We start from the raw sequence: 20,038 nt of genomic DNA, 5'->3' as shown, positions 1-20,038 counted from the left end.
CCATACTCAACTGCACAAAAGAGCGGGCCACATCCATCCCCCTGAAACGATGGCCAATTTGCCTCCGTTGCATTTGAAAATGGAATCCGCCCGGCTACAAATTTAAGTCGCATAACAAGTATTATGGAACTCGCCTGCGGGCGTCCTTTCGGACTATTTTAGCGAGACGCCCTGAAAGAAGCGACCACAGGCCAAAGAGCTACGTTCCCTGTGGTCGTGACCATAGCCCCCAATGTTTTCCAACAATTCAACAGTTTACGCTCGCGAGATCAACGAACCTCTGCTGATCTCGCGCCGACCTTCCGGCTATCATCCATGCCGGTTCCCACTACCATCAAACATATGGAGCGCTTCGGTGCTCGCCCCAACCTTCACCTCGTCACCGATCTCGTTGCGCGCGCGCCCGGAAACGCGAAAGACCAACTCGTCTCCGTTTTGGAGGCGACCGTGTATGAGGCTTTCGGCGCCGACCAGTTCGATGCCGTCGATGCGAACCGTCGCTTCGAAGGCTCGCGCCGGGGCGTCGGCTGACATCGGCGAAATGTCTTCCGGACGGACGCCGAGCGTGTAATCGCCATTCGGGCGTGCCGCGTCCGAGGCGAGCGACCATCCTGCCGACAAATTCTTGCCGTGCAGCAGGTTCATCGACGGCGAGCCGATGAAAGTGGCAACGAAGGTGGTTGCGGGCTTCTCGTAAAGCTCCAGTGGCGTGCCGACCTGCTCGATGCGGCCGGCGCTGACGACGACAAGCCGGTCTGCAAGGGTCATCGCTTCCATCTGATCATGGGTGACGTAGACGCTCGTCGTTGCGAGTGAACGCTGCAACCGCTTGATTTCGATGCGCATCTGCCCGCGCAGCTTCGCATCGAGGTTCGACAGCGGCTCATCGAACAGAAACGCGGCGGGTTGGCGAACGATCGCCCGCCCCATGGCAACGCGCTGCCGTTGGCCGCCCGAAAGCTGCCGTGGCTTGCGGTCGAGATAGGGCTCGATTTCGAGCGTCCTTGCGGCCGTGGCAATGCGCTGGTCGATCTCGGCCGCCGGGGTCTTCCGGTTCTTGAGCCCGTAGGCAAGGTTCTGGCGCACCGTCATGTGCGGATAGAGCGCATAGTTCTGGAAGACCATCGCAATGTCGCGTTCCGCCGGCTCGACATCGTTGACCCGACGACCGCCAATCAGGATGTCTCCACCACTGATGTTCTCGAGCCCGGCGATCATGCGCAGCAGCGTGGACTTGCCGCAGCCGGACGGTCCGACAAGAACGACGAACTCTCCGTCCTTGATGTCGAGCGAAACGCCCTTGATCGCTTCCACCGTGCCATAGGTCTTGCGGACGTCCTTCAGGGTAATTTCAGCCATTACTTTTCTGTCTCCACAAGACCTTTGACAAACCAGCGCTGCATCAGCACGACGACGAGGATCGGCGGGATGATTGCAAGGATCGCCGTCACCATCACATAGTTCCAGGGCGTCGAGGCGTCGGTAAAATCGATCATCCGCCGGAGCCCGATGATGATCGTGTTCATCTTCGCGTCGTTGGTGACGAGCAGCGGCCAGAGATACTGGGTCCAGCCATAGATGAAGAGGATAACGAAGAGCGCCGCGATGTTCGTTGCCGAAAGCGGCAGCAGGATATCCTTCATGAAGCGGAACGGACCGGCATTGTCGATGCGCGCCGCCTCCACCAGCTCGCCCGGTATCGTCAGGAAGAACTGGCGAAAGAGGAACGTCGCCGTCGCCGAAGCCATCAGCGGCAGCGTCAGCCCCGCATAGGTGTCGATCAGGCCGAGATCGACGATCACCTTGTAGGTCGGCAGGATGCGCACCTCGACCGGCAGCATCAGGGTGATGAAGATCATCCAGAAGAACAGCATCTTCAGCGGAAAGCGGAAGAACACGATCGCGAACGCCGACAGGAAGGAGATGACGATCTTGCCGACGGCGATCGCGATCGCAACGACGGTGGAATTGAACAGCAGACGCTCGAGGCTGACGCCGACGACGCGCTCGACGCCGCCGCCGACCGCCTCCCGATAGTTCTCGACGAGGTGATCTCCGACGACGAGCGACATCGGCGGCCGCACGATCTCGATCGAACTGTGGCTCGAGGCGACGAAGGTATAATAGATCGGCAGCGCGACGATGATGATCCCGATGACGAGTATCAGGTGGCTGATCGCAGTTGATATGGGACGATTCTCGATCATCGGCGCCTCACGAATAGTGGACCCGCTTCTCGACGAAGCGGAACTGGAACGCTGTCAGCGCGATGACGATGACCATCAGGATCACCGATTGTGCTGCCGAACTGCCGAGGTCGAGATTGACGAAGCCATCGTTGTAGACCTTATACACGAGCGTCTCCGTGGCCTTGGCGGGGCCGCCTCCGGTGACCGCGTGAATGATGCCGAAGGTATCGAAGAAGGCGTAGACGGTGTTGACGACAAGCAGGAAGAACGTCGTGGGCGCGAGCAGCGGGAAGACGATGGTCCAGAACCGCTTGGTGCCGCGGGCGCCATCGATGGCTGCCGCTTCGATGAGCGACTTCGGGATCGCCTGCAGGCCTGCGACGAAGAAGAGGAAGTTGTAGCTGATCTGCTTCCAGGCTGCCGCGACGATCACCAGGAACATCGCCTGGTTGCCGTTGAGCAACGGATCCCACGCAAAGCCATTGCGGCGCAGAATGTAAGAGAAGGTTCCCATCGCCGGGTTGAACATGAACAGCCACAGCATGCCGGCCACGGCCGGGGCAACCGCATAGGGCCAGATCAGGAGCGTGCGGTAGACGTTGCGGCCGCGCACCACCCGGTCGGCCGCCGTTGCGAGCAGCAACGCGAGCGCCATCGACAACAGCGCTGTCGCAACACTGAAGGCCACCGTGACCTTGAGCGAATGCAGATAGTCGGGATTGGCGAGGATCGCCCGGAAGTTGGCGAGACCGACGAAGCCGGATTTCAGGCCGAACGGATCCTCGCGCAGCACCGACTGATAGAGCGCCTGGCTTGCCGGCCAAAAAAAGAAGATGACCGTCAAGACGATCTGCGGTGCCAGCAGAAGATACGGCAGCACCTTGTTTGGAAATACGACGGACTGCATGGTCTCCCCTCCCCATCAAAAACCAGTCCGCACCGCCTTGCGGGCGATGCGGACATTTCGTCTGGAGGTCAGTTGCCGATCGCAGTCTTGATCGCAGCGTTTGCCTTCACGACACCTTCGCTGAGCGCCGTCTTGGCATCCTTCTGGCCGGCAAGCATCGCTTCGAACTCTTCGTTGAGGATGTCGCGAACCTGCGGAAGGTTGACCAGGCGGACGCCCTTGGAGTTTTCGGTCGGCGCCTTGCCCATCATCTGCTTGATCGGCGTCTCCCGGCCCGGGTTCTTTTCATAGAAGCCGGACTTCTTGGTTTCCTCGTAGGCTGCAAGCGTCACCGGCAGGTAGCCCGAGACCTGGTGAAGCTGCGCCTGGGTTTCCGTTTTCGAGAGGAAGTGGAAGAACTCGGCCACGCCCTTGTATTCGGCGTCGCTCTTGCCGGCGAAGACCCAGAGGCTTGCGCCGCCGGGGATGGTGTTCTGCGGGCCATGGCCTTCATAATAGGGAAGCTCGCCGACACCGTAGTTGATGCCCGACTTGACGATGTCGCCGAGACCGCCGGAGGATTCCGTCAGGATCGCGCACTCGCCCGACATGAACAGCTGCTTGGCCTCGGAGGTGCGGCCGCCGTAGCGGAAGGTGCCATCCTTGGCGAGATCTGCAATCGACTGGAAATGGTCGACGAAGAGCGGCGCGTCGATCTTCAGTTCCACTTCGAGCCCGGCAAGCCCGTTTTCGTTCGTGCCGTAGGGCACGTTGTTCCAGGCCGAGAAGTTTTCGGTCTGGATCCAGGTCAGCCAGGTCGAGGTGAACCCGCAGTTTGCCGCTCCGCTCGCCTTGATCTTCTTGGCCGCTTCGAAGACCTCGGGCCAGGTGGCCGGTGGCTTGTCGGTATCGATGCCGGCTTTCGTAAAGGCGTCCTTGTTGAAATAGAGGATCGGGGACGACGAGTTGAAGGGGAAGGACAGCATGGTCCCGTCAGCCTTGGAATAATAGGCGACGATGCCCGGCAGGTACTGGTCCTTGTTGAACTCGTAGCCGCCCTTCTGAAGCACTTCCGCCACGGGGACCACGGCACCTTCGGCGCCCAACATCACGCCACTGCCGGCGTCGAACACCTGCAGGATCGCGGGAGCCTGCTTGGAGCGGAACGCAGCGATGCCCGCATTCAGCGTCTCGCCATAGGTGCCCTTGAAGACGGGGACAATCTTGTATTCCGACTGGCTTTCGTTGAATTCCTTCGCAAGCCGTTCAACGGTTTCGTTGTTGGCGCCCGTCATTGCGTGCCACCAGGCAAGCTCCGTCGCCGCGAAGGCGTTCGGGGCGGCGAAGACTGACATCGCAGATGTGGCCGCAAGCGTCCATTTCAAAACTGTCATGGCGATTCCTCCCAATATTGAGACGACAAGTCTCGGTGCTCAGTCGCGTTGATCCTCCTCAATCAGTCGCGCCTGACTTTCGCAGCGAAAGTGCGCTGATTAAAAACGAACGCTAACGAACCTGCAAGAGAAAATAGAATGCAGAATTCGCAAATTTCCACCCTCGGAATATTCGTTCTGTTTCATATAGGAACGCACGACGCTCGATCGTCCCGGGCGAGGTGCAACTCGCCAATCACGCACAGCCTGCGCGAGCGCCTTGCGGAGGATGGGTTTGCCTATCTCCTCGCCTCGATGCCCGTCGCCCTCCTGCTCTGCTAGGGACGGCCGCGCGGGTTCCGGGATTGCGGCCTATCGACGTGCCTTGGGGCGTGTCGCAAGAACGTTGCGGATCGCAAAGCTCGAATGGATTCTGGAGACCCCCGGTAAGGCCGAGAGAATCTCCTTGTGGATGCGCTCGAACTCGCCGGCATTGGCGACTTCGACGCGCAGCAGATAGTCCGATCCACCGGTCATCAGAAAACATTCGCGTAGCTCGGGATGTCGTCGCACCGCCGCCTCGAACCGGTCGAGATAGTCCTCCGTCTGGCGGTCCAGCGTGATGTTGATGATAACGGCAATGGTGGCCTCGACGTTCGAGGTGTCCACCAGGGCGGTATAGCCGCGAATGACGCCGGACTGCTCCATCAGTTTTATCCGCCTCAGACAGGCGGAAGGCGAGAGCCCGACCTCGCTCGCGAGGCTGGCGTTGCTCCGGCGCGCATCCAGGCGCAGCAGCCGCAGGATATTGCGGTCTATGGTGTCGAGCGCAGTCATTGCAGATTATTCCAATTCGTGATCGTTTCATTCAAAGATCACGAATTTGCACAACGATCAATCGACAATTCGTCGACAATTTTGCGATCGTTTCACTACCCTCCGGACAGGTTGGGAGGCTCGGCCATGGACGGCGCAGTCAGGGAAAGTACGCAGCAGAAAGCGATCAAGGGCGGCGCCTCGGGCTACCTCACGATCGATCTTGCGGCGCTGGTTCGCAATTACGACCGGCTGGTGTCTGAAATTGCGCCGGCGCGGGCCGCAGCCGTCGTCAAGGCGGATGCCTATGGGCTTGGCGCAGACCGGGTCGCGGCGCGCCTTTATGACCATGGCTGCCGGCATTTCTTCGTGGCCCAGTTCGTGGAGGCTCGGCGCCTGCGACCGCAGCTTGCCCGCGATGCGATGATCTTCGTCCTGAACGGCCTGCAGCCGGGCAACGAGCTCGCCTGCGCCGACGACGGCATCGTACCGGTGATCAATTCTCTTGAGCAATTGCGGCAATGGGCCGGTGCGGCGGTAAATCTCAACCGCCGGCTCCCGGCGTCGCTGCAGTTCGACACGGGCATGTCGCGGCTCGGCGTCCCGCCGCAGGAACGACCGGCGGTCGCCTCGATGTTGCGGACCTGCGGCATGATCGACATCCAGTTCGTCATGAGCCATCTGGCCTCTGCCGACGACGTCTTGAGCGAACAGAACGGCAGCCAGCTTGCCGAACTCCGGCGCATTGCAGCGGAGTTTCCGGAATACGAGCTGTGCTTCGCCAATTCCGGTGGCATTTTCCTGGGCGAAGCCTATCACGGCGTGCTGGTTCGTCCGGGGATCGCGCTTTACGGCGGGGCTCCGACGGATGGTCACCCAAACCCGATGGAGCCGGTCATCAAGCTCGATGTCGCGGTGGTGCAGACGCGTGAAGTGCCGACCGGTGCGCGCGTCGGCTATGGCGGCAGCCATGTCGTCGCAAGCCCGACCCGGCTTGCCACAATTGCCGCCGGCTATGCCGACGGCCTGCCGCGCAGCCTGAGCGATCGGGGTGCGGTCTATTGCGACGGTGTTCGCTTGCCGATCGTCGGCCGGGTGTCGATGGACAGCATCACCATCGACATCTCGGCCTTGCCGGAGGGGCGCCTGCAACTCGGCAGCCTGGTGGAGGTCCTCGGGCCCAACCAGACACTCGAAGACATCGCACGCGATGCCGGCACCATCTCCTACGAAATCCTGACCGGTCTCGGGCATCGCTACGAACGGCAGTATCGCTGAGCTTCCTTTCCTTTTGAGGACATCATGAAAGTTATCGTTCTCGGCGCCGGCATCGTCGGCGTCACCTCGGCCTACCAGCTTGCCAAGAGCGGACACGAGGTCACCGTCATCGATCGCCAGCCGGGGCCGGCGCTGGAGACGAGCTTTGCCAATGCCGGCGAGGTTTCCTTCGGCTACTGCTCGCCCTGGGCGGCACCCGGCATTCCGATGAAGGCGATGAAATGGCTGTTCATGGAGCATGCGCCACTCATCCTTCGACCGAAGGTTGATGCCGCCATGATCTCCTGGATGATCAAGATGCTCTCGAACTGCACGTCCGGGCGCTACGCGATCAACAAGAGCCGCATGCTCAGGCTTGCCGACTACAGCCGCATCTCGCTCGCCGCGCTGCGCGCTGAAACTGGCATCGCCTATGACGAGCGCATGCAGGGAACGCTGCAGCTTTTCCGGACCCAGGCCCAGCTCGACGCCTCCGGCAAGGACGTCAAGGCGCTTGCCGCCGACGGCATCCCCTACGAGGTCCTGGATCGCGACGGCTGCATTCGCGTCGAACCGGCGCTGAAACATGTGCGCGAAAAGATCGTCGGCGGCCTGCTGACACCGAAGGACGAGACCGGCGACTGCTTCAAGTTCAGCAACGAGCTTGCGAAGAAGGCGGAAGCGCTCGGCGTGCGCTTCAACTATGGCAGCATCATCCGCAGTCTCGACGTGGAAGGTGGTCGGATCAAGGGCGTCGTCACGGCGCACGGCACGCTCAAGGCCGACGCCGTCGTCGTGGCGCTCGGCAGCTTCTCCCCTCTCCTCGTCAGGCCGCATGACATCCGCCTGCCGGTCTACCCGGTCAAGGGTTACTCGTTGACGATCCCGATCACCGACGCGTCACGCGCGCCGGAATCGACGGTCATGGACGAAACCTTCAAGATCGCCATCACCAGGCTCGGCGACCGCATCCGCGTCGGCGGCATGGCGGAAATCTCCGGCTACACCAACGATCTCGGCGAACCCCGTCGCCTGACGCTGCAGCACTCTGTCACCGACCTCTTCCCGGGCGGCGACGTGTCGAAGGCAAGCTTCTGGTCCGGCCTTCGGCCGATGACGCCGGATGGCACGCCGGTTATTGGTCCGACGAAGGTCGCCGGCCTCTATCTCAACACCGGTCACGGTACGCTCGGCTGGACGATGAGTTCCGGTTCGGCACGGGTGATCGCCGATCTCGTCAGCGGGCGTAAGCCGGAAATCGACGCCACCGATCTCGCGATCGCCCGCTACGCATAAGCGTGCTCAATTCAACCACCAATCTCGGAGACGGATCATGATCCAGGAAATCCACACCACCGACGCGCCGGGCGCCGTCGGTCCCTTCTCGCAGGCGATCAAGGTCGGCAACCTCCTGTTCGTCTCCGGCCAGCTTCCGATCGATCCGGCCACCGGAGAGTTCAACTCGGACGACGCGATCGCGCAGGCCGAGCAGTGCCTGAAGAACCTTGCTGCCATCGCGACTGCCGCGGGCACTACCCTTTCGAACACCGTCAAGACCACGGTTCTGCTGACCGACCTCGGGCAGTTCGCGGAAATCAACAAGGTCTATGCGGGCTTCTTCGCCAAGCCGTTTCCGGCCCGCGCCTGCTACGAAGTCAGCGCGCTGCCGAAGGGCGCGAAGGTGGAGATCGAGGCTGTCATCGCCATCCCGTAAGGCCTACTGGCGCCGGACGCTGACAGGCAATCAGCGTCCGGGAAGCCAGGCATCGCGATGCCGCTAAAGGTACACCATCGGGAATCAATCCGCGCGTCGGGGGCGACGTCGTTCGTCAAGCCGTGGCTCGCGGCTGTGCTATCGGACCTTACGTCGGAAGCAGACGGTTCGTGCGCTCGACGAATGCGATCTGCTCCAAAAATTGCAGCCTGAGTTTCTTCAGCGTCCAGAGACGAAAGCGATCAGGGGCTGGCCGCGCCTGTTCCTCGGCGATTCGAGTTTCAATGATCGTCTTGCGGCTGCGGATAGACTTCAGGAACTGATCCATTTCGAGATAGCCTTAAATCGAATCTATTGGTTGCGGCCGGGCGCTCCCGGTCATGCCAACGAGAGTGCAGTCTCGCCGTCTAACAGAGCCGTACTTGCGATCACTGGTCTTGGCCAAATGTAGCGCGGACAAGGCGTTGTCGGCCACGAGACACACCGCGCAGGCGCACGCCTTCTCCTCCCTCCCCCCACGTAAACTATGAGTTGACCGCTTTTGATGGCGAGGCGACACTTGTCAGGTGCAGCAAGGCAGGAGGTAAGTGATGGCTGAGGCGGACCACTGGCGTCATATGGCAAGCGCTCCGAAAAACGGGAGCCGGATCCTCGTCACGATCCGGCCGTCCGAGCAGGGCCCCGCGGAAGTCGATCTCGCCTATTGGTCGAAGGGTGATCAGTTCGGGACTGAAGGCTGGCGCGCCTCCGATTCCTCGCCCGGCCGCATCATCGAGTATCCCGAGCCTGAGTTGAAGTGTTGGATGCCGATGCCCACGGCCAATCTCGATCGCGCCGCGATGCCGCTGCCCTGGGAAGGCGAGGACGAGCAGGAACTGGACGGCTCCGGGATCTAGGAGCGCCAGCGCCGGGTCGTTGGCTGGGCCCTGCTCGTCAGCGGCGGCATAGGCCGTCGCGTGGCCTGTTGCCTCCGCTACGGCGACACCACTCGGCCGAAGATCGTGCCGATGTGTTTCATTTCGTTGGGCACGGCCGCGGGGGTTCCCACCGCGGCCGCCCATTATCCTTCTATCGCATCATCGCCGCGACATTGCCGCCATCGACGGTGATGACCGCGCCTGTGCTTGCGCGCGCCTTGGCAAGGTGCACGAAGGCTTCGGCCACATCCTTGGCGGCGACTTCGCGGTGGACGAGGTTGCCGCGCATATAGGCTTCCGGCGTGATGCCGCGGGCGCGGCTGCGCTCCTCGACCATCTGGTCGGTCATGAGGCCGGTGCGGATGCGATCGGCGTTGACGGCGTTCGAGGTGATGCCGTCCGCACCGTGTTCGACGGCGTATTGCCGCATCAGTGCCATCAGCGCCGCCTTCGACGTTCCGTAGGGACCGAAATCGGGGCCGGGATTGACCGCCTGCTTGGAGACGTTGAACACCAGTGCGCCGCCGGTGCGTTGCGTCTTCATCACCCTGGTTGCTGCCCGGGCGATGTAATGGTGTCCCCAGAAGTTGAGGGCGAAGGCTTTCTCGAAGAGTTCGTCGGCGACCTCGATCATGGCGCCCTGGAAGGCGGCACCCGCATTCGAAATGACGATGTCGATACCGCCGAAATGTTCGGCAACGCTGGCGATAGCGGCGTCAACGGCCTGAGGATTGGTCACGTCGCAGGCGACGCCAAGCCCTCCGAGCCGGGCGGCCTCCTTCTTGACCGTCGCTTCGGCAAGATCGACGAGCGCGATTTCCGCACCTTCCGCGCGCAGCGCCTCGGCAATCGCAAGGCCAAGGCCGCCGGCACCACCAGTCACCACCGCAACTTGGCGGCTGAGCGGCTTCTCCACCTGTTTCGTCAGTTTGACTTGCTCGAGCGACCAGTATTCGATGTCGAAGAGATCATGTTCCGACAGCGCCTCGAAGCTCTCGATTCCTTCAGCGTTACGGATGACGTTGATCGTGGCTTCCGCGACATCGGCGCCGACGCGTGCGGCCTTCTTACTGGGGCCGGCCGCAAAGAGGCCGACGCCGGCGACGTAGAAGACGCGGGGCATCGGGTCGAGCATCTTCTTGTTGCCACCGACGCGCGCGTTGTTGCGCTCGAAATAAGCGCGGTATTCGGCGACGTAGTCGGCCACGGCCGTGCGCACCGTCTCTGCCCAGGTGGCCATTTCATCGGCAACCGGCGCCGGCAGGACCAGCCCGAAGCGCTTGATGTGGATGACATGCTCCGGTGTAGCATTGCCGCGGCGCGCGAGATCGCCGGCATTCTGCGCATTGCAGAACGCAAGCACCGCGTCGCTTGCCCGGTGCTCCAGCACGAAGCGTTTCGGGCAGCCTTCGACACCGGTGTCGATCGCGATGGCACCGCGCAGGACCGGCGCAATTTCCGCAGCCGTTGCAAGCGCTATTGGCTGCTTCACCTGGACGAACGGACGCGGATTGCCTTCGGCAATGCGGCGTTCGGCCCGGTCGATTGCGGCGATCATCTTCTCGTAGGATTCGCGCGGGTCTTCCGACCAGGTGAAGATGCCGTGCTTCAAGAGGATCATGCCGTCGGCGGTCGGATCGGCGCGGAAAGCCTCATCGCAGGCTTTCGCAAGATCGAAGCCGGGCATGACATAGGGAACGATGATCGCCTTAGGGAAGAGTTCGCGCACGATTTCTTCGCCGTGCGGCTGGTTTGTCAGCGACACGATCGCGTTGGCATGGGTGTGGTCGATGTGCTTGAACGGCAGGTTGGCATGGAGGATCGCTTCGACCGACGGATTGGGCGCTGCCGGATCGAGCAGCAAGCGGCGCTGCAGCATGACCATGTCGTCGTCACTGAGCGTTTGGAAACCGACCATCGCCTGGAGCGGTTGCAGGCGGACGGCAGGCAGGCCTGGCGGTTCGATCGTGCCCATGTCCCAGCCGCTTCCCTTGACGCAAAGAACCGGAATTTCAGAGCCGTCGAGATCGGTGAAAACGGTCTTTACCGACGTGTTTCCGCCGCCATGCAGCACCAGCTCCGGGTCGGATCCGAGCAGGCGCGTGGTGTAGGTGCGGATCGCCAGATCACGGTTGACGCCGTTGCGGACGTAGGCGTCGACGACATCGGCATATTCGGTTTCGGACCATCTCGATTTCATGCAAAGGCTCCTCAGCTTCCGGCGGACATCACCTGCGACGGCTCCGGACAAAAATGACATGGCGGGACCGTGCCCGCCGAGCCGTGGAAGGCTGGCAGGAAAGGCCGCTTGGGAAATTTGGGATCGGCGTCTGGCGCGGGCCGCGTCGAAGAAGGCGCGGATCCGATCCAGTCTGCCGCAGTCTCGTCTGCCCATGCGGCCGCATTCGTGGCCGCATGCTCAAACGCGATTCCGTTCTCGATCGCCCGTTACAACGGGGCGTAAACAAATGACAACATCATGTGTCAAATGTCAATTGAGCGTTCGAATTTGTTTGACGGCGGCCTCATTTCCGGTTTGAGGTGGCGCAAACAGTATCAGGCGGAGTGACGGATGGCGGAGAGCGCACGGGCAAGTTGGATGATCGGCGAAGGCAAGTCGTTGCCGCCCGAGTTCGATGACGGGGTCGTTTGGGCCGCCTGGCTCTACTACGTCGATCAACTGACCCAGAGCGACATCGCCAAGATCCTCGGCATGTCTCGCGCGACCATCGTCAATTACCTTCAGGAGGCCCGTGAACGCGGCCTCGTTACCATCCGCGTCAACACCGATGTCGGTGGACGCGTGGCCATCGCGCGCAAGCTGAAGGAGAAGTTCGGGCTCGAAGGAGCGCTGGTCATTCCAGCCGGAGAGCCGGCGTCGCTGGTCACGCGGCTCGGTGAGGCCGGCGCCCGCCTGCTTGCCGACATGATCAAGCAAGGCGACACGATCGGCGTTGCCTGGGGACGGACAGTGCTTGCCGTCGCCGACCAGATCTCGCTGGCCGAACCGCTCGATGGGCTCACTGTCGTCCAGGTTTCGGGCAGCTCGATCGCCAATCCCGAGTTCTCGCCGGAATTCTGCACCTCGCTGATGTCCCAGCGCATTCACGCACGCTGCGTCAACCTTTTGGCGCCGGCGCTGCTGTCGACGCCGGAACTCAAGCGCTGGCTGCTTTCGGAACCGGTGCTCGTCAAGCAGTTCGAGCTTATTCATTCCACCAACATCCTGGTCTTCGGCGTCGGCGATATCGGCCCCGACACGCTGATCCGCTCGGCCAATGTCGCAAGCCAGGAGGACTTCGATTCCTATCAAGCGCACGGCGCCGTCGCGGTGCTGATCTGCCGTTTCATCGATGAGGCGGGCCGACAGGTGAGCGGTGAACTCGACGATCGCATGGTGGGTATCGAGCTCGACGAACTCGTGCGTATCCCGAGCCGCGTTTGTGTCGCCGGCGGTGCGAACAAGGTCACGGCGATCCGCGCGACGATGAAGGGCGGCTACGCCACCCACCTCGTCACCGACATCGCAACCGCCGAGATGCTGCTGGCCGAATAGGCCTGAGGCGCTCCGACAGGAGCGCCCCGCCAGCCTATCAGTTCGTCTTGACGCGCGCCGTGCGCATGAATGCCTGCGTCGCCTCAAAAGAGGTGATGCCGGCATCCGAACCGAGACCGGTCGCCACCAGCGCGGCCGAGGCCTGCGCGAACTTCAGCGACGTCTCCGTGTCCATCTTGTGGTGCAGGGCGGCGATGAAGCCGGCGTTGAAGGCATCGCCGCAGCCCGTCGTATCGACGACGTCGATCTCGAAGGCTGGCAGTTTCACGGTCTTTCGGTCCGGATCCATGAAGTAGACGCCGTCGCCGCCGAGCGTGAAGACGCAGTGCTTCACACCGAGATCGCAGAAGAAGAGCGCCGCATCCTCGGCGGTTTTCCGCCCGGAGATCAGCATGGCTTCCTCCACCGACGGCATGAAGTAGTCGATATAGGGGAAGAGCGGGCGGATGAGGGAGAGCGTCTTCTCGCTGGCACCGAGCAGATCGAAGGTGACGGTGCGGCCCTTGGCCTTGGCTGCTTCGAGAAGCACGCGGCTCGGCTCGCCGTCGAGGCGGTCGAGCAGTCCCGTGCCGCCAAGATGAACGATCGGCGCGTCTGTCACGCGATCGAGGGCTTCGGCTGCGATCTCGAAATGACCGGACGCGCCGCGGACGTGAAGCGCCGGCCTTTCGCCGTTGCGGCGGATGTTGAGGATCGTGGCGGACGTCGGAACGCCGGCGATCCGCTGCATCTCCGCGGTGTCGACGCCGAAGCGCTGCAGGGTCGAAAGCACGAAGTCGGCCTTCTCGTCGTCGCCGACGGCGCCAACCGCAAGGCAGTTGAGACCGAGCTTTGCAAGGTCGACCACTGTGCCGCCGGCGGTACCGGCAACCGTCAGGCGGATCTCGTCAATGAACTCGACATTGCCGCCCTCGGGAATTCGGTCGACGGGGCGACCGAGGATGTCGAGAATGTAAAGTCCGATGACCGAAACATCGTGCGCCATGCACTCAAACCTTTCTCAAAGAAACAGGGGTGTCGAAAGACACCGGCCCCGACCGCGGCTTGGCGGCCTTAAGGCCGGCCGTCAGGATTGTCGGCCGCGGATCGAGAAGATCCCGCCGGCGAGAATGATGAAGATGCCGACGATGACGAGCTGCCAGGTGCTCGGGATGCCGACAAGAATGAGGACGTTGCTGACCAGTGTGATGAGAACCACGCCCAGAAGCGTGCCGATGACACTCCCGGAGCCGCCGGTGATGCGCGCGCCGCCGAGAACGACCGCGGCAATGATTTCGAGTTCGGCGCCCGCGAGGTCGAACGGGTTCGCCAGCCGGTTGCTGGAGACGTGAATGATCCCGGCGATGCCGGCGAGAAGCCCCGCATAGGCAAAGACAAAGATGCGGACCGTGCGCAGGTTGTAGCCGAGCCGCTCGGCCACACCGGCATTGCCGCCGACGGCATAGACCGCGCGGCCGATCAGGGTGCGCTCGAGGATCCACCAGGTGACGATCGCGGCGACCGCAAGGATCAGCACGAAGGCAGGCAGCGTCGAGGTTGAGCCGTTGGCACTGTGGTGGGTGAAGAGCGCAAGCTTTCCGAACGCGTCCATTGCTGCCGGAATGTTCATGAACAGCGCTGTGCCGACAAAGGTGAGCAGGAAGCTGCGAATGACATATTGCGTGCCGATCGTCACGATCAGCGACGGCGCCTTGAGCGCATGAACGAGAACACCGTTGAGCGCGCCGAAACAGGCGCCGCCGACAGCGCCGAGCGCAAGGATCGCCACGATCGGCATGTCGGGCACCACGTTCACGACCAGCATGGTGACGGCGTACATGACGAAGGCGGCGATCGCCGTGAACGAGACGTCAATGCCACCGGAGGCCAACACGACGAGCACGCCGAGCGCGAAAAGGCCACGCACGACGGACGCGCGCAGGATGTCGAAGAGATTCGATACCTGCCAGAAGTCCGTGTTGATCGCGCCGACGACGAGCGAGACGGCGACGATCAGGATCAGCGTGAAGGCCGGGGGATGCCGCATGAGCCACGCCCAAATGCCGGCAACCGCGCCTGCGCTTTCAGACCGGGGTGCAGCCGAGGAAAAGGTGGTTTCGGTCATTGAAGCCTCGCAATGGTATCGTCCGTCAGCGCACGCGAGAGGACGTCTTCGGCCAGCCCTTCGGCGGCAAAGGTTTTGACGACGCGACCCTTGCGCATGACCATGATGCGGTCGCAGTTCTGCAACAATTCGGGCAGGTCGTCGCTGATGATGATGACGCCCATGCCGTCGCCGGCGAGCCGCTGGATGATCCGATAGATCGTGTCTTTGGAGCCCACATCGACGCCGACCGTCGGGCCATGCAGGATCAGAAGTTTTGGCTCGATCGTCAGCCAGCGCCCGATCAGCACGCGCTGCTGGTTGCCGCCGGATAGGGACTGCACCGGCTTGTCGACGCCGGCCGAGACGACCTGGAGATCGTCGACCGTGCGCTCGGCAAGCGCACGGCTGCGGCGTCCGTCAACGATACCGAGGGCATTGCGCAGCCGGTCGAGGACCGGAACCACGATATTGTCCTTGATCGATTGCGAGAGGAACAACCCCTCCGAGAGCCGGTCCTCGGGAACGTAGCCAATGCCAGACGCTATCGCGTCGGCGGGTTTGCCAAGGCGGATCTCGTCGCCCTCGAGAAAAATGCCGCCGCCGTCAGCCGGCGAAACGCCGGCGAGCGCAAGCGCCAGTTCGTTGCGCCCGGAATCAAGCAGCCCGGTAATGCCGACGATTTCGCCCTTGCGCAGCGACAAGGAGACGTCAGCGAAAAAGCCGCTCCGCGAGAGCTTCTCGACATTGAGCAACTTCTCGCCGAGCGTGACGGCAGAGCGCTGGCGCGTATCGTCCAGCACCTTGCCGGTCATCCAGAAGGCCAGATCGGTCTTCGAATGGCCTTCGACATCGCATTCGGCGACCTTCTGGCCGTCGCGCATGATGATCGCCCGCCCGCCGAGCGATTTGCACTCGTCGAGCTTGTGGGTGACAAACAGCACGGCAACGCCCTTGGCGCGCAGGCGATCGACGACGCCGATAAGATTGTCGACCTCGTGTTTGGTCAGCGCCGTCGTCGGCTCGTCCATAATGACGAGGCGGGCGTCGGAGGCGATCGCACGGGCAATGGCGATCAACTGCCGCGTCGCCATCGGCAACTCGTCCGTGCGCGTCGACAGAAAGGCCCTGCTCGCGGGCAGGCCGACGGCCGCAAGGGCGCGCTCGGCTGTCGCCCGCATTTTCGGTATGTCGAGCCGCCGCGCAAGCTTGCCCGACGAGGATACGAGCTGCTGCGTCAGGCCGATGTTCTCTGCGACGGAGAGGTTGGGGAGCAGCGAGAAATCCTGATAGACCGTTTCGATGCCGGCAGCGAGGGCGGCGACTGGCGTCAGTCCGGTGACCGTCTTGCCGTCGATCAGGAGTTCGCCTGCATCGGCCCCTTGAGCCCCGGAAATGATCTTGATGAGCGTGCTCTTGCCGCAGCCGTTCTCACCCATCAGGTGATAGATGTTGCCGGCCTCGATCGAAAGGCTGACGCCCTTCAGCGCTCGCACGCCACCGAAGTGCTTCTCGATGTTGCGCACCTCCAGAAACGGGGTCGCGGGCTTGAGATGCGGTTCACCGCCAGTGGGCTGGGGCTGCATGGCTTTGTCCTGACGGGGCATGAGGGCGTTCGAGTGTCCTGCCGCCGCGCCGGTGGGCGCGACGGCATTGATCGGCTGAACCGATCAGAACGGGTATTTGCTGTAGTTCGACTTGTCGACGTCGACCCAGGCTTCGCCGACGACAATCATGCCGTCACCTGCACCCTTCTTGACCGTCACCTTTTCGTAGCCGGGCACGCCGAGATCCATGCCGTCCTTGATCTCTTCGCCCTTGATGACCATGTCGGCGACCTTGTTCATGACGTAGCCGGCATCCTTAGGATCCCAGAAGCTGATGCCATCCACAGCACCGGACTCCAGATAGGATCCGGTATCCTTCGGCAGGCCGATACCGAATACGCAGGTCTTGTCCTGAAGGCCAGCCTCTTCGACGGCGCGGCCGATGCCGATGACGTCGATGGCAGAGCCGCCCTGGAATCCCTTGATATCGGGGTATTTGCGCAGGATCTCGCGGGCCTTCTCGTAGGCGCGGTTGGCGTCGTTGAAGGATTCGTTCTTCTCCGAGACCAGTTCCATGTCCGGGTACTTCTTTGCATTTTCAGCGCCGCCGTCAGCCCACTGCACGTGCGTCAGGCTGCCGAGCGAACCGACGAAGGAGGTCCACTTGCCGGACTTGCCCATGCACTCGGCGATCTTTTCGTTGAAGCGAGCGCCGAAGGCCTTGTTTTCGAAGGCTTCGATGTCGACGAGCGTGTTCTTCATGCTGTCGGCTTCGTGGGTCACAACCTTGATGCCGCGCTGGGCGGCGCGCTTCAGCACGCCTTCGAGCGACGCTGCATCCATCGGCACGACGGCAATCGCGCTGACCTTCTTGGCGACGAGGTCTTCGATCAGGCGCGCCTGCTGGGCAGCGTCTGCCTTGCCGGGGCCAATCTGGCTCGTGGCAACCGTATCATTGTCGTTGCCGTAGGCGACAACGCCTTCCTCCATGCGGGTAAACCAGTTCTCGCCGGTGACCTTCACGACGGTCACGATGCTCGGCTTCTCCTCGGCAGTGGCCGCCGTTGCGGCCCAGATGGTGCCGAGGGCCACGGTGCAGGCGGCAATTTTACGAAAATCAGGCATAGTTCCTCCCATTGCGCCTTCGAAGGGAAAGAGCTGTGGCGCGCGAAGGCTCGCGCCCGGCCCTGGCGGAAACGGGGTTAGCTGCGGGTCGCCCTGAACCAGGCTTTGAGATCGAAGCCGGAGGTGGCGATGAAGACGAGCAGAAGAACGCCCCAGGCGAGATCCCGGAAGAAGTTCGAGATGTTCATGAAGTTGAAGAGGCTGGAGAGCATCTGCAGCGATGTTGCCGAAAGCACGACGCAGATGACCCGCCCATAGCCGCCCTCAGGGCGAACGCCAGCCATGACCGCGATCAGGATCGCGATGAGGACATAGGAGGTGCCGTAGTCCCACTTGACGCTCGAGGTGCGCGCGGCGATGACGATGCCGGCAACCGATGCCAACAGCCCGCAAACCGTATAGGTCAGGAACAGGATGCGCTTCTCCGGGATGCCGGCGTAGCGCGCCGCCTTGGCATTGTTGCCGAGCAGAAGCAGACGCTGGCCGAAGGGCGTGAAACGCAGGATGGCGCCGATCGCAAGTGCGACGACCAGGAACAGAGCGAAGCATTGGGGCACGCTCAGGATCGTGGCATTGCCGAAATCGTCGAGCGGCTCGACATAGCCGATGCTGAGCGCCGAACCGTTGGTGAGAACGATCGCCAACCCCGTGAAGAGCAATTGCGTGCCGAGCGTGGCGATGATCGGCGTCAATCCGACCTTCGCGATCAGGAACCCGTTCAGCATGCCGCCGACAAGGCCGACGCCAAGCGCAAGGCCGATCAGGCTCCAGGTGAAGAGAAGCGGAGCGTCGTCGGCGGAAATCACATCGCGCAGGAAGAAGTAGGCGGCAACCCCGGAGAGATTGGCCAGCGCGATGCCGGAAAGGTCGATGCCGCCATTGCCGGACATCATGGCCAGCATGACGCCAAGCGCGAGGAAACCCAGCTCGGGGACCTGCGACGCCATGGACTGGAAGTTATAGAGCTCGACGAAGCTGGCGCCGACGAGCACCGCACCGGCGACAATCGCGGCAACGTTCACAGTGGCAAGAAAGCCGAGCTGCCGATCCATCTGAAAAGCCACGATGTCCCCCTCCCATGCTGGCATCTGTGCAGACGGATATGCTTCCCGACCCTTCGGTTTCAGGCTCCTGTCTCCCCTGAAACCAGCCGCAGCCGGCGTCCTCTGTACATTTCTGACATTTGCCAGTCATCGGTGTGTTTTGTCAACAGCGTTCTTCACGCTGTTCTGTTACGTCCACGGGAGGTGAGCGGACGTGGCGAGTTAGTCGGCCGCTTATGCGGCGTGCTCGGTCCTGCCGGAGCGTTCATGGGCACGCCCGCGGCCCCGGTGAGATATCCGCTCGATTGGCAAGAGGAGCAGGCTGGAAATGGAAAAGGTGGAGACCATGGCCGCTCGAACGGGCGCCCATTGACAGCAGCGATCGTTAGGCGCCGGTGTTCAATTGATCAAGCCAATCCCGAATGACGGCCGCAAGGCGTTGCGGCGCTTCCATCGGAACCATATGGCCGGTCTCAGCGACGACCTCGAAGCTTGAGCCGACGAGCCCGTGGTGCAGTTCGAGCGCCTCAGCGCGCGATCTCAAGCGATCCTCTTCACCGGCAATGACGAGGCTGGGGCTTCGGATCGAAGCCAGGGCATCCCGCTCGTCCTTCCGCTCGACGAGCGACTGGCGGCGAAAGGCGTCGCCTCCCATTCGCTGGCCGGCCGCCTGGATTCGCTCAAGGATATCGGTCCGCCCGGCATTGTCGGGGTGCAGGGACGAGAGGATGGCCAAACGGCTGAGGCCTCTGAATGCCGTGCCGGCCGACTGCCCGGCGACGGCTGCCTTTCGTTGGCGCTCCACGTCGCTTTCGCCGCGCGCGGACGTAGCGATGAGGACAAGGGCGCTCACTCGCTCGGGCGCCTGTCTGACGATTTCCCGGGCGACGTACCCGCCCATGGAGAACCCAACGAGTATGAAGCGATCCGGCGCATCCAGCAGCGCGCGACGGGCCATGGCAGCGATCGAGGCATCCTGCGACAGGTCGGCATGGATCGCAGGCCCGTAGTCGCCAAGCGCGGGAGCAACGTCGCGCCAGAGATCGGCGTCCAGCATGAAGCCGGGAACCAAGAGCATTGCCACCGTCGCCACCTCGCCTTGCATCTGCGCGTACACTGACCCTATCGGAAGAAAAGGTAGTGGTCGTCAAGCGAGATGCCCGCCTTTGGGCGGACAGCCTGTTGCGCTGTGGCAACCGTGCGGCGCCAACTGTGCAGTGCGCCGGCCCTTCAGTCTGTTTCCAACGATCGGCCCAAGGCCGATTTCCAGCTGGCGACGAAATCCGCCGAAACGCGCGCTTGCGGCACCATCGTATCGAAGCCGTGATAGGCCCCGGGAACCACGGACATTTCGCCTTGACCACGCGTGAATGAGCCGGCTCCGCGGTAGCGCGGCGGGCTATCCGACGGTTCGCTTCCGATCGGCTGGTTAAGGACCGATAACCTCGGCCGGCCGAGCCCCTGGCCATCGGTGTTTTCCTCGCGATCGCGGACCTTGCTACCCGAAAGCGAGAGCGCCATGAGACCGGTTT

The 20,038-nt window shown here is 62.5% G+C and carries 18 protein-coding genes; 5 read left to right on the top strand and 13 right to left on the bottom strand.

Translation table 11 applies throughout. From position 1 onward, the window contains the following. Positions 1-309: 309 nt before the first annotated feature. From JVX98_RS00820 to JVX98_RS00800, 5 genes are all read right to left on the bottom strand, one after another. A complete protein-coding gene (locus tag JVX98_RS00820; RefSeq protein ID WP_205236535.1) occupies positions 310-1,359 on the bottom strand; it encodes a sn-glycerol-3-phosphate import ATP-binding protein UgpC in 1,050 nt (349 codons plus the stop codon). Beyond that, entirely contained in the window at positions 1,359-2,207 is an 849-nt protein-coding gene (ugpE, locus tag JVX98_RS00815; protein WP_205236534.1) for a sn-glycerol-3-phosphate ABC transporter permease UgpE, read from the bottom strand. The genes JVX98_RS00820 and ugpE overlap by 1 nt, the downstream gene beginning before the upstream one ends. A gap of 7 nt (positions 2,208-2,214) precedes the next feature. After that, positions 2,215-3,096, bottom strand: a complete 882-nt coding sequence (ugpA, locus tag JVX98_RS00810) for a sn-glycerol-3-phosphate ABC transporter permease UgpA (RefSeq protein WP_043612503.1) — start codon at positions 3,094-3,096, stop codon at positions 2,215-2,217. Positions 3,097-3,164: 68 nt separating this feature from the next. Beyond that, complete coding sequence (ugpB, locus tag JVX98_RS00805) at positions 3,165-4,469, bottom strand: sn-glycerol-3-phosphate ABC transporter substrate-binding protein UgpB (protein WP_192449832.1); 1,305 nt, start codon at positions 4,467-4,469, stop codon at positions 3,165-3,167. A 351-nt stretch (positions 4,470-4,820) separates the two neighbouring features. Beyond that, positions 4,821-5,285: an Lrp/AsnC family transcriptional regulator gene (locus JVX98_RS00800; protein ID WP_043612509.1), complete on the bottom strand. Its 465-nt coding sequence runs from the start codon at positions 5,283-5,285 to the stop codon at positions 4,821-4,823. 126 nt (positions 5,286-5,411) lie between these two features. On the opposite strand from JVX98_RS00800, the gene alr reads away from it, so the two are divergent. The 3 genes from alr to JVX98_RS00785 are packed head-to-tail and all read left to right on the top strand — an operon-like array spanning position 5,412 to position 8,235. Next, the gene (gene alr / locus JVX98_RS00795; protein WP_205236533.1) at positions 5,412-6,542 is read left to right on the top strand and encodes an alanine racemase; all 1,131 of its coding nucleotides are present in this window, start codon (positions 5,412-5,414) and stop codon (positions 6,540-6,542) included. Positions 6,543-6,566: 24 nt separating this feature from the next. Then, positions 6,567-7,817, top strand: coding sequence for a D-amino acid dehydrogenase (locus JVX98_RS00790; protein ID WP_205236532.1), 1,251 nt, complete (start codon positions 6,567-6,569; stop codon positions 7,815-7,817). A 37-nt stretch (positions 7,818-7,854) separates the two neighbouring features. After that, entirely contained in the window at positions 7,855-8,235 is a 381-nt protein-coding gene (locus JVX98_RS00785; protein ID WP_192449836.1) for a RidA family protein, read from the top strand. A 148-nt stretch (positions 8,236-8,383) separates the two neighbouring features. Here the strand turns inward: JVX98_RS00785 and JVX98_RS00780 are convergent, their stop codons facing one another. After that, positions 8,384-8,563: a hypothetical protein gene (locus JVX98_RS00780; protein WP_205236531.1), complete on the bottom strand. Its 180-nt coding sequence runs from the start codon at positions 8,561-8,563 to the stop codon at positions 8,384-8,386. 262 nt (positions 8,564-8,825) lie between these two features. On the opposite strand from JVX98_RS00780, the gene JVX98_RS00775 reads away from it, so the two are divergent. Beyond that, positions 8,826-9,131, top strand: coding sequence for a hypothetical protein (locus tag JVX98_RS00775; protein ID WP_205236530.1), 306 nt, complete (start codon positions 8,826-8,828; stop codon positions 9,129-9,131). Between the two features lie 172 nt (positions 9,132-9,303). Here JVX98_RS00775 and JVX98_RS00770 read toward each other — a convergent pair whose 3' ends face one another. Then, positions 9,304-11,352: a bifunctional aldolase/short-chain dehydrogenase gene (locus JVX98_RS00770; protein ID WP_205236529.1), complete on the bottom strand. Its 2,049-nt coding sequence runs from the start codon at positions 11,350-11,352 to the stop codon at positions 9,304-9,306. 372 nt (positions 11,353-11,724) lie between these two features. On the opposite strand from JVX98_RS00770, the gene JVX98_RS00765 reads away from it, so the two are divergent. Continuing rightward, positions 11,725-12,708: a sugar-binding transcriptional regulator gene (locus JVX98_RS00765; RefSeq protein WP_246764838.1), complete on the top strand. Its 984-nt coding sequence runs from the start codon at positions 11,725-11,727 to the stop codon at positions 12,706-12,708. Between the two features lie 37 nt (positions 12,709-12,745). Here JVX98_RS00765 and JVX98_RS00760 read toward each other — a convergent pair whose 3' ends face one another. The 6 genes from JVX98_RS00760 to JVX98_RS00735 form a co-directional block, all read right to left on the bottom strand. Further along, on the bottom strand, positions 12,746-13,693 hold the full coding sequence (locus tag JVX98_RS00760; RefSeq protein WP_205236528.1) for a carbohydrate kinase family protein: 948 nt from the start codon (positions 13,691-13,693) through the stop codon (positions 12,746-12,748). An 81-nt stretch (positions 13,694-13,774) separates the two neighbouring features. Beyond that, entirely contained in the window at positions 13,775-14,734 is a 960-nt protein-coding gene (locus JVX98_RS00755) for an ABC transporter permease (protein ID WP_246764837.1), read from the bottom strand. Between the two features lie 74 nt (positions 14,735-14,808). Further along, positions 14,809-16,377: a sugar ABC transporter ATP-binding protein gene (locus tag JVX98_RS00750; RefSeq protein ID WP_205236526.1), complete on the bottom strand. Its 1,569-nt coding sequence runs from the start codon at positions 16,375-16,377 to the stop codon at positions 14,809-14,811. Between the two features lie 84 nt (positions 16,378-16,461). Then, positions 16,462-17,463, bottom strand: coding sequence for a substrate-binding domain-containing protein (locus tag JVX98_RS00745; RefSeq protein WP_205236525.1), 1,002 nt, complete (start codon positions 17,461-17,463; stop codon positions 16,462-16,464). 77 nt (positions 17,464-17,540) lie between these two features. Beyond that, positions 17,541-18,515 (bottom strand): ABC transporter permease, encoded by a 975-nt coding sequence (locus JVX98_RS00740; RefSeq protein WP_192450037.1) that lies wholly within the window; start codon positions 18,513-18,515, stop codon positions 17,541-17,543. Between the two features lie 376 nt (positions 18,516-18,891). Further along, positions 18,892-19,584, bottom strand: a complete 693-nt coding sequence (locus JVX98_RS00735; RefSeq protein ID WP_371826515.1) for an alpha/beta fold hydrolase — start codon at positions 19,582-19,584, stop codon at positions 18,892-18,894. Positions 19,585-20,038 lie beyond the last annotated feature (454 nt).

This window comes from Ensifer sp. PDNC004 (assembly GCF_016919405.1).
Classification (GTDB): Bacteria; Pseudomonadota; Alphaproteobacteria; order Rhizobiales; family Rhizobiaceae; genus Ensifer.
Note: the sequence above shows the minus strand (reverse complement) of the source record. Positions and strands in the feature narration are given on the sequence as shown.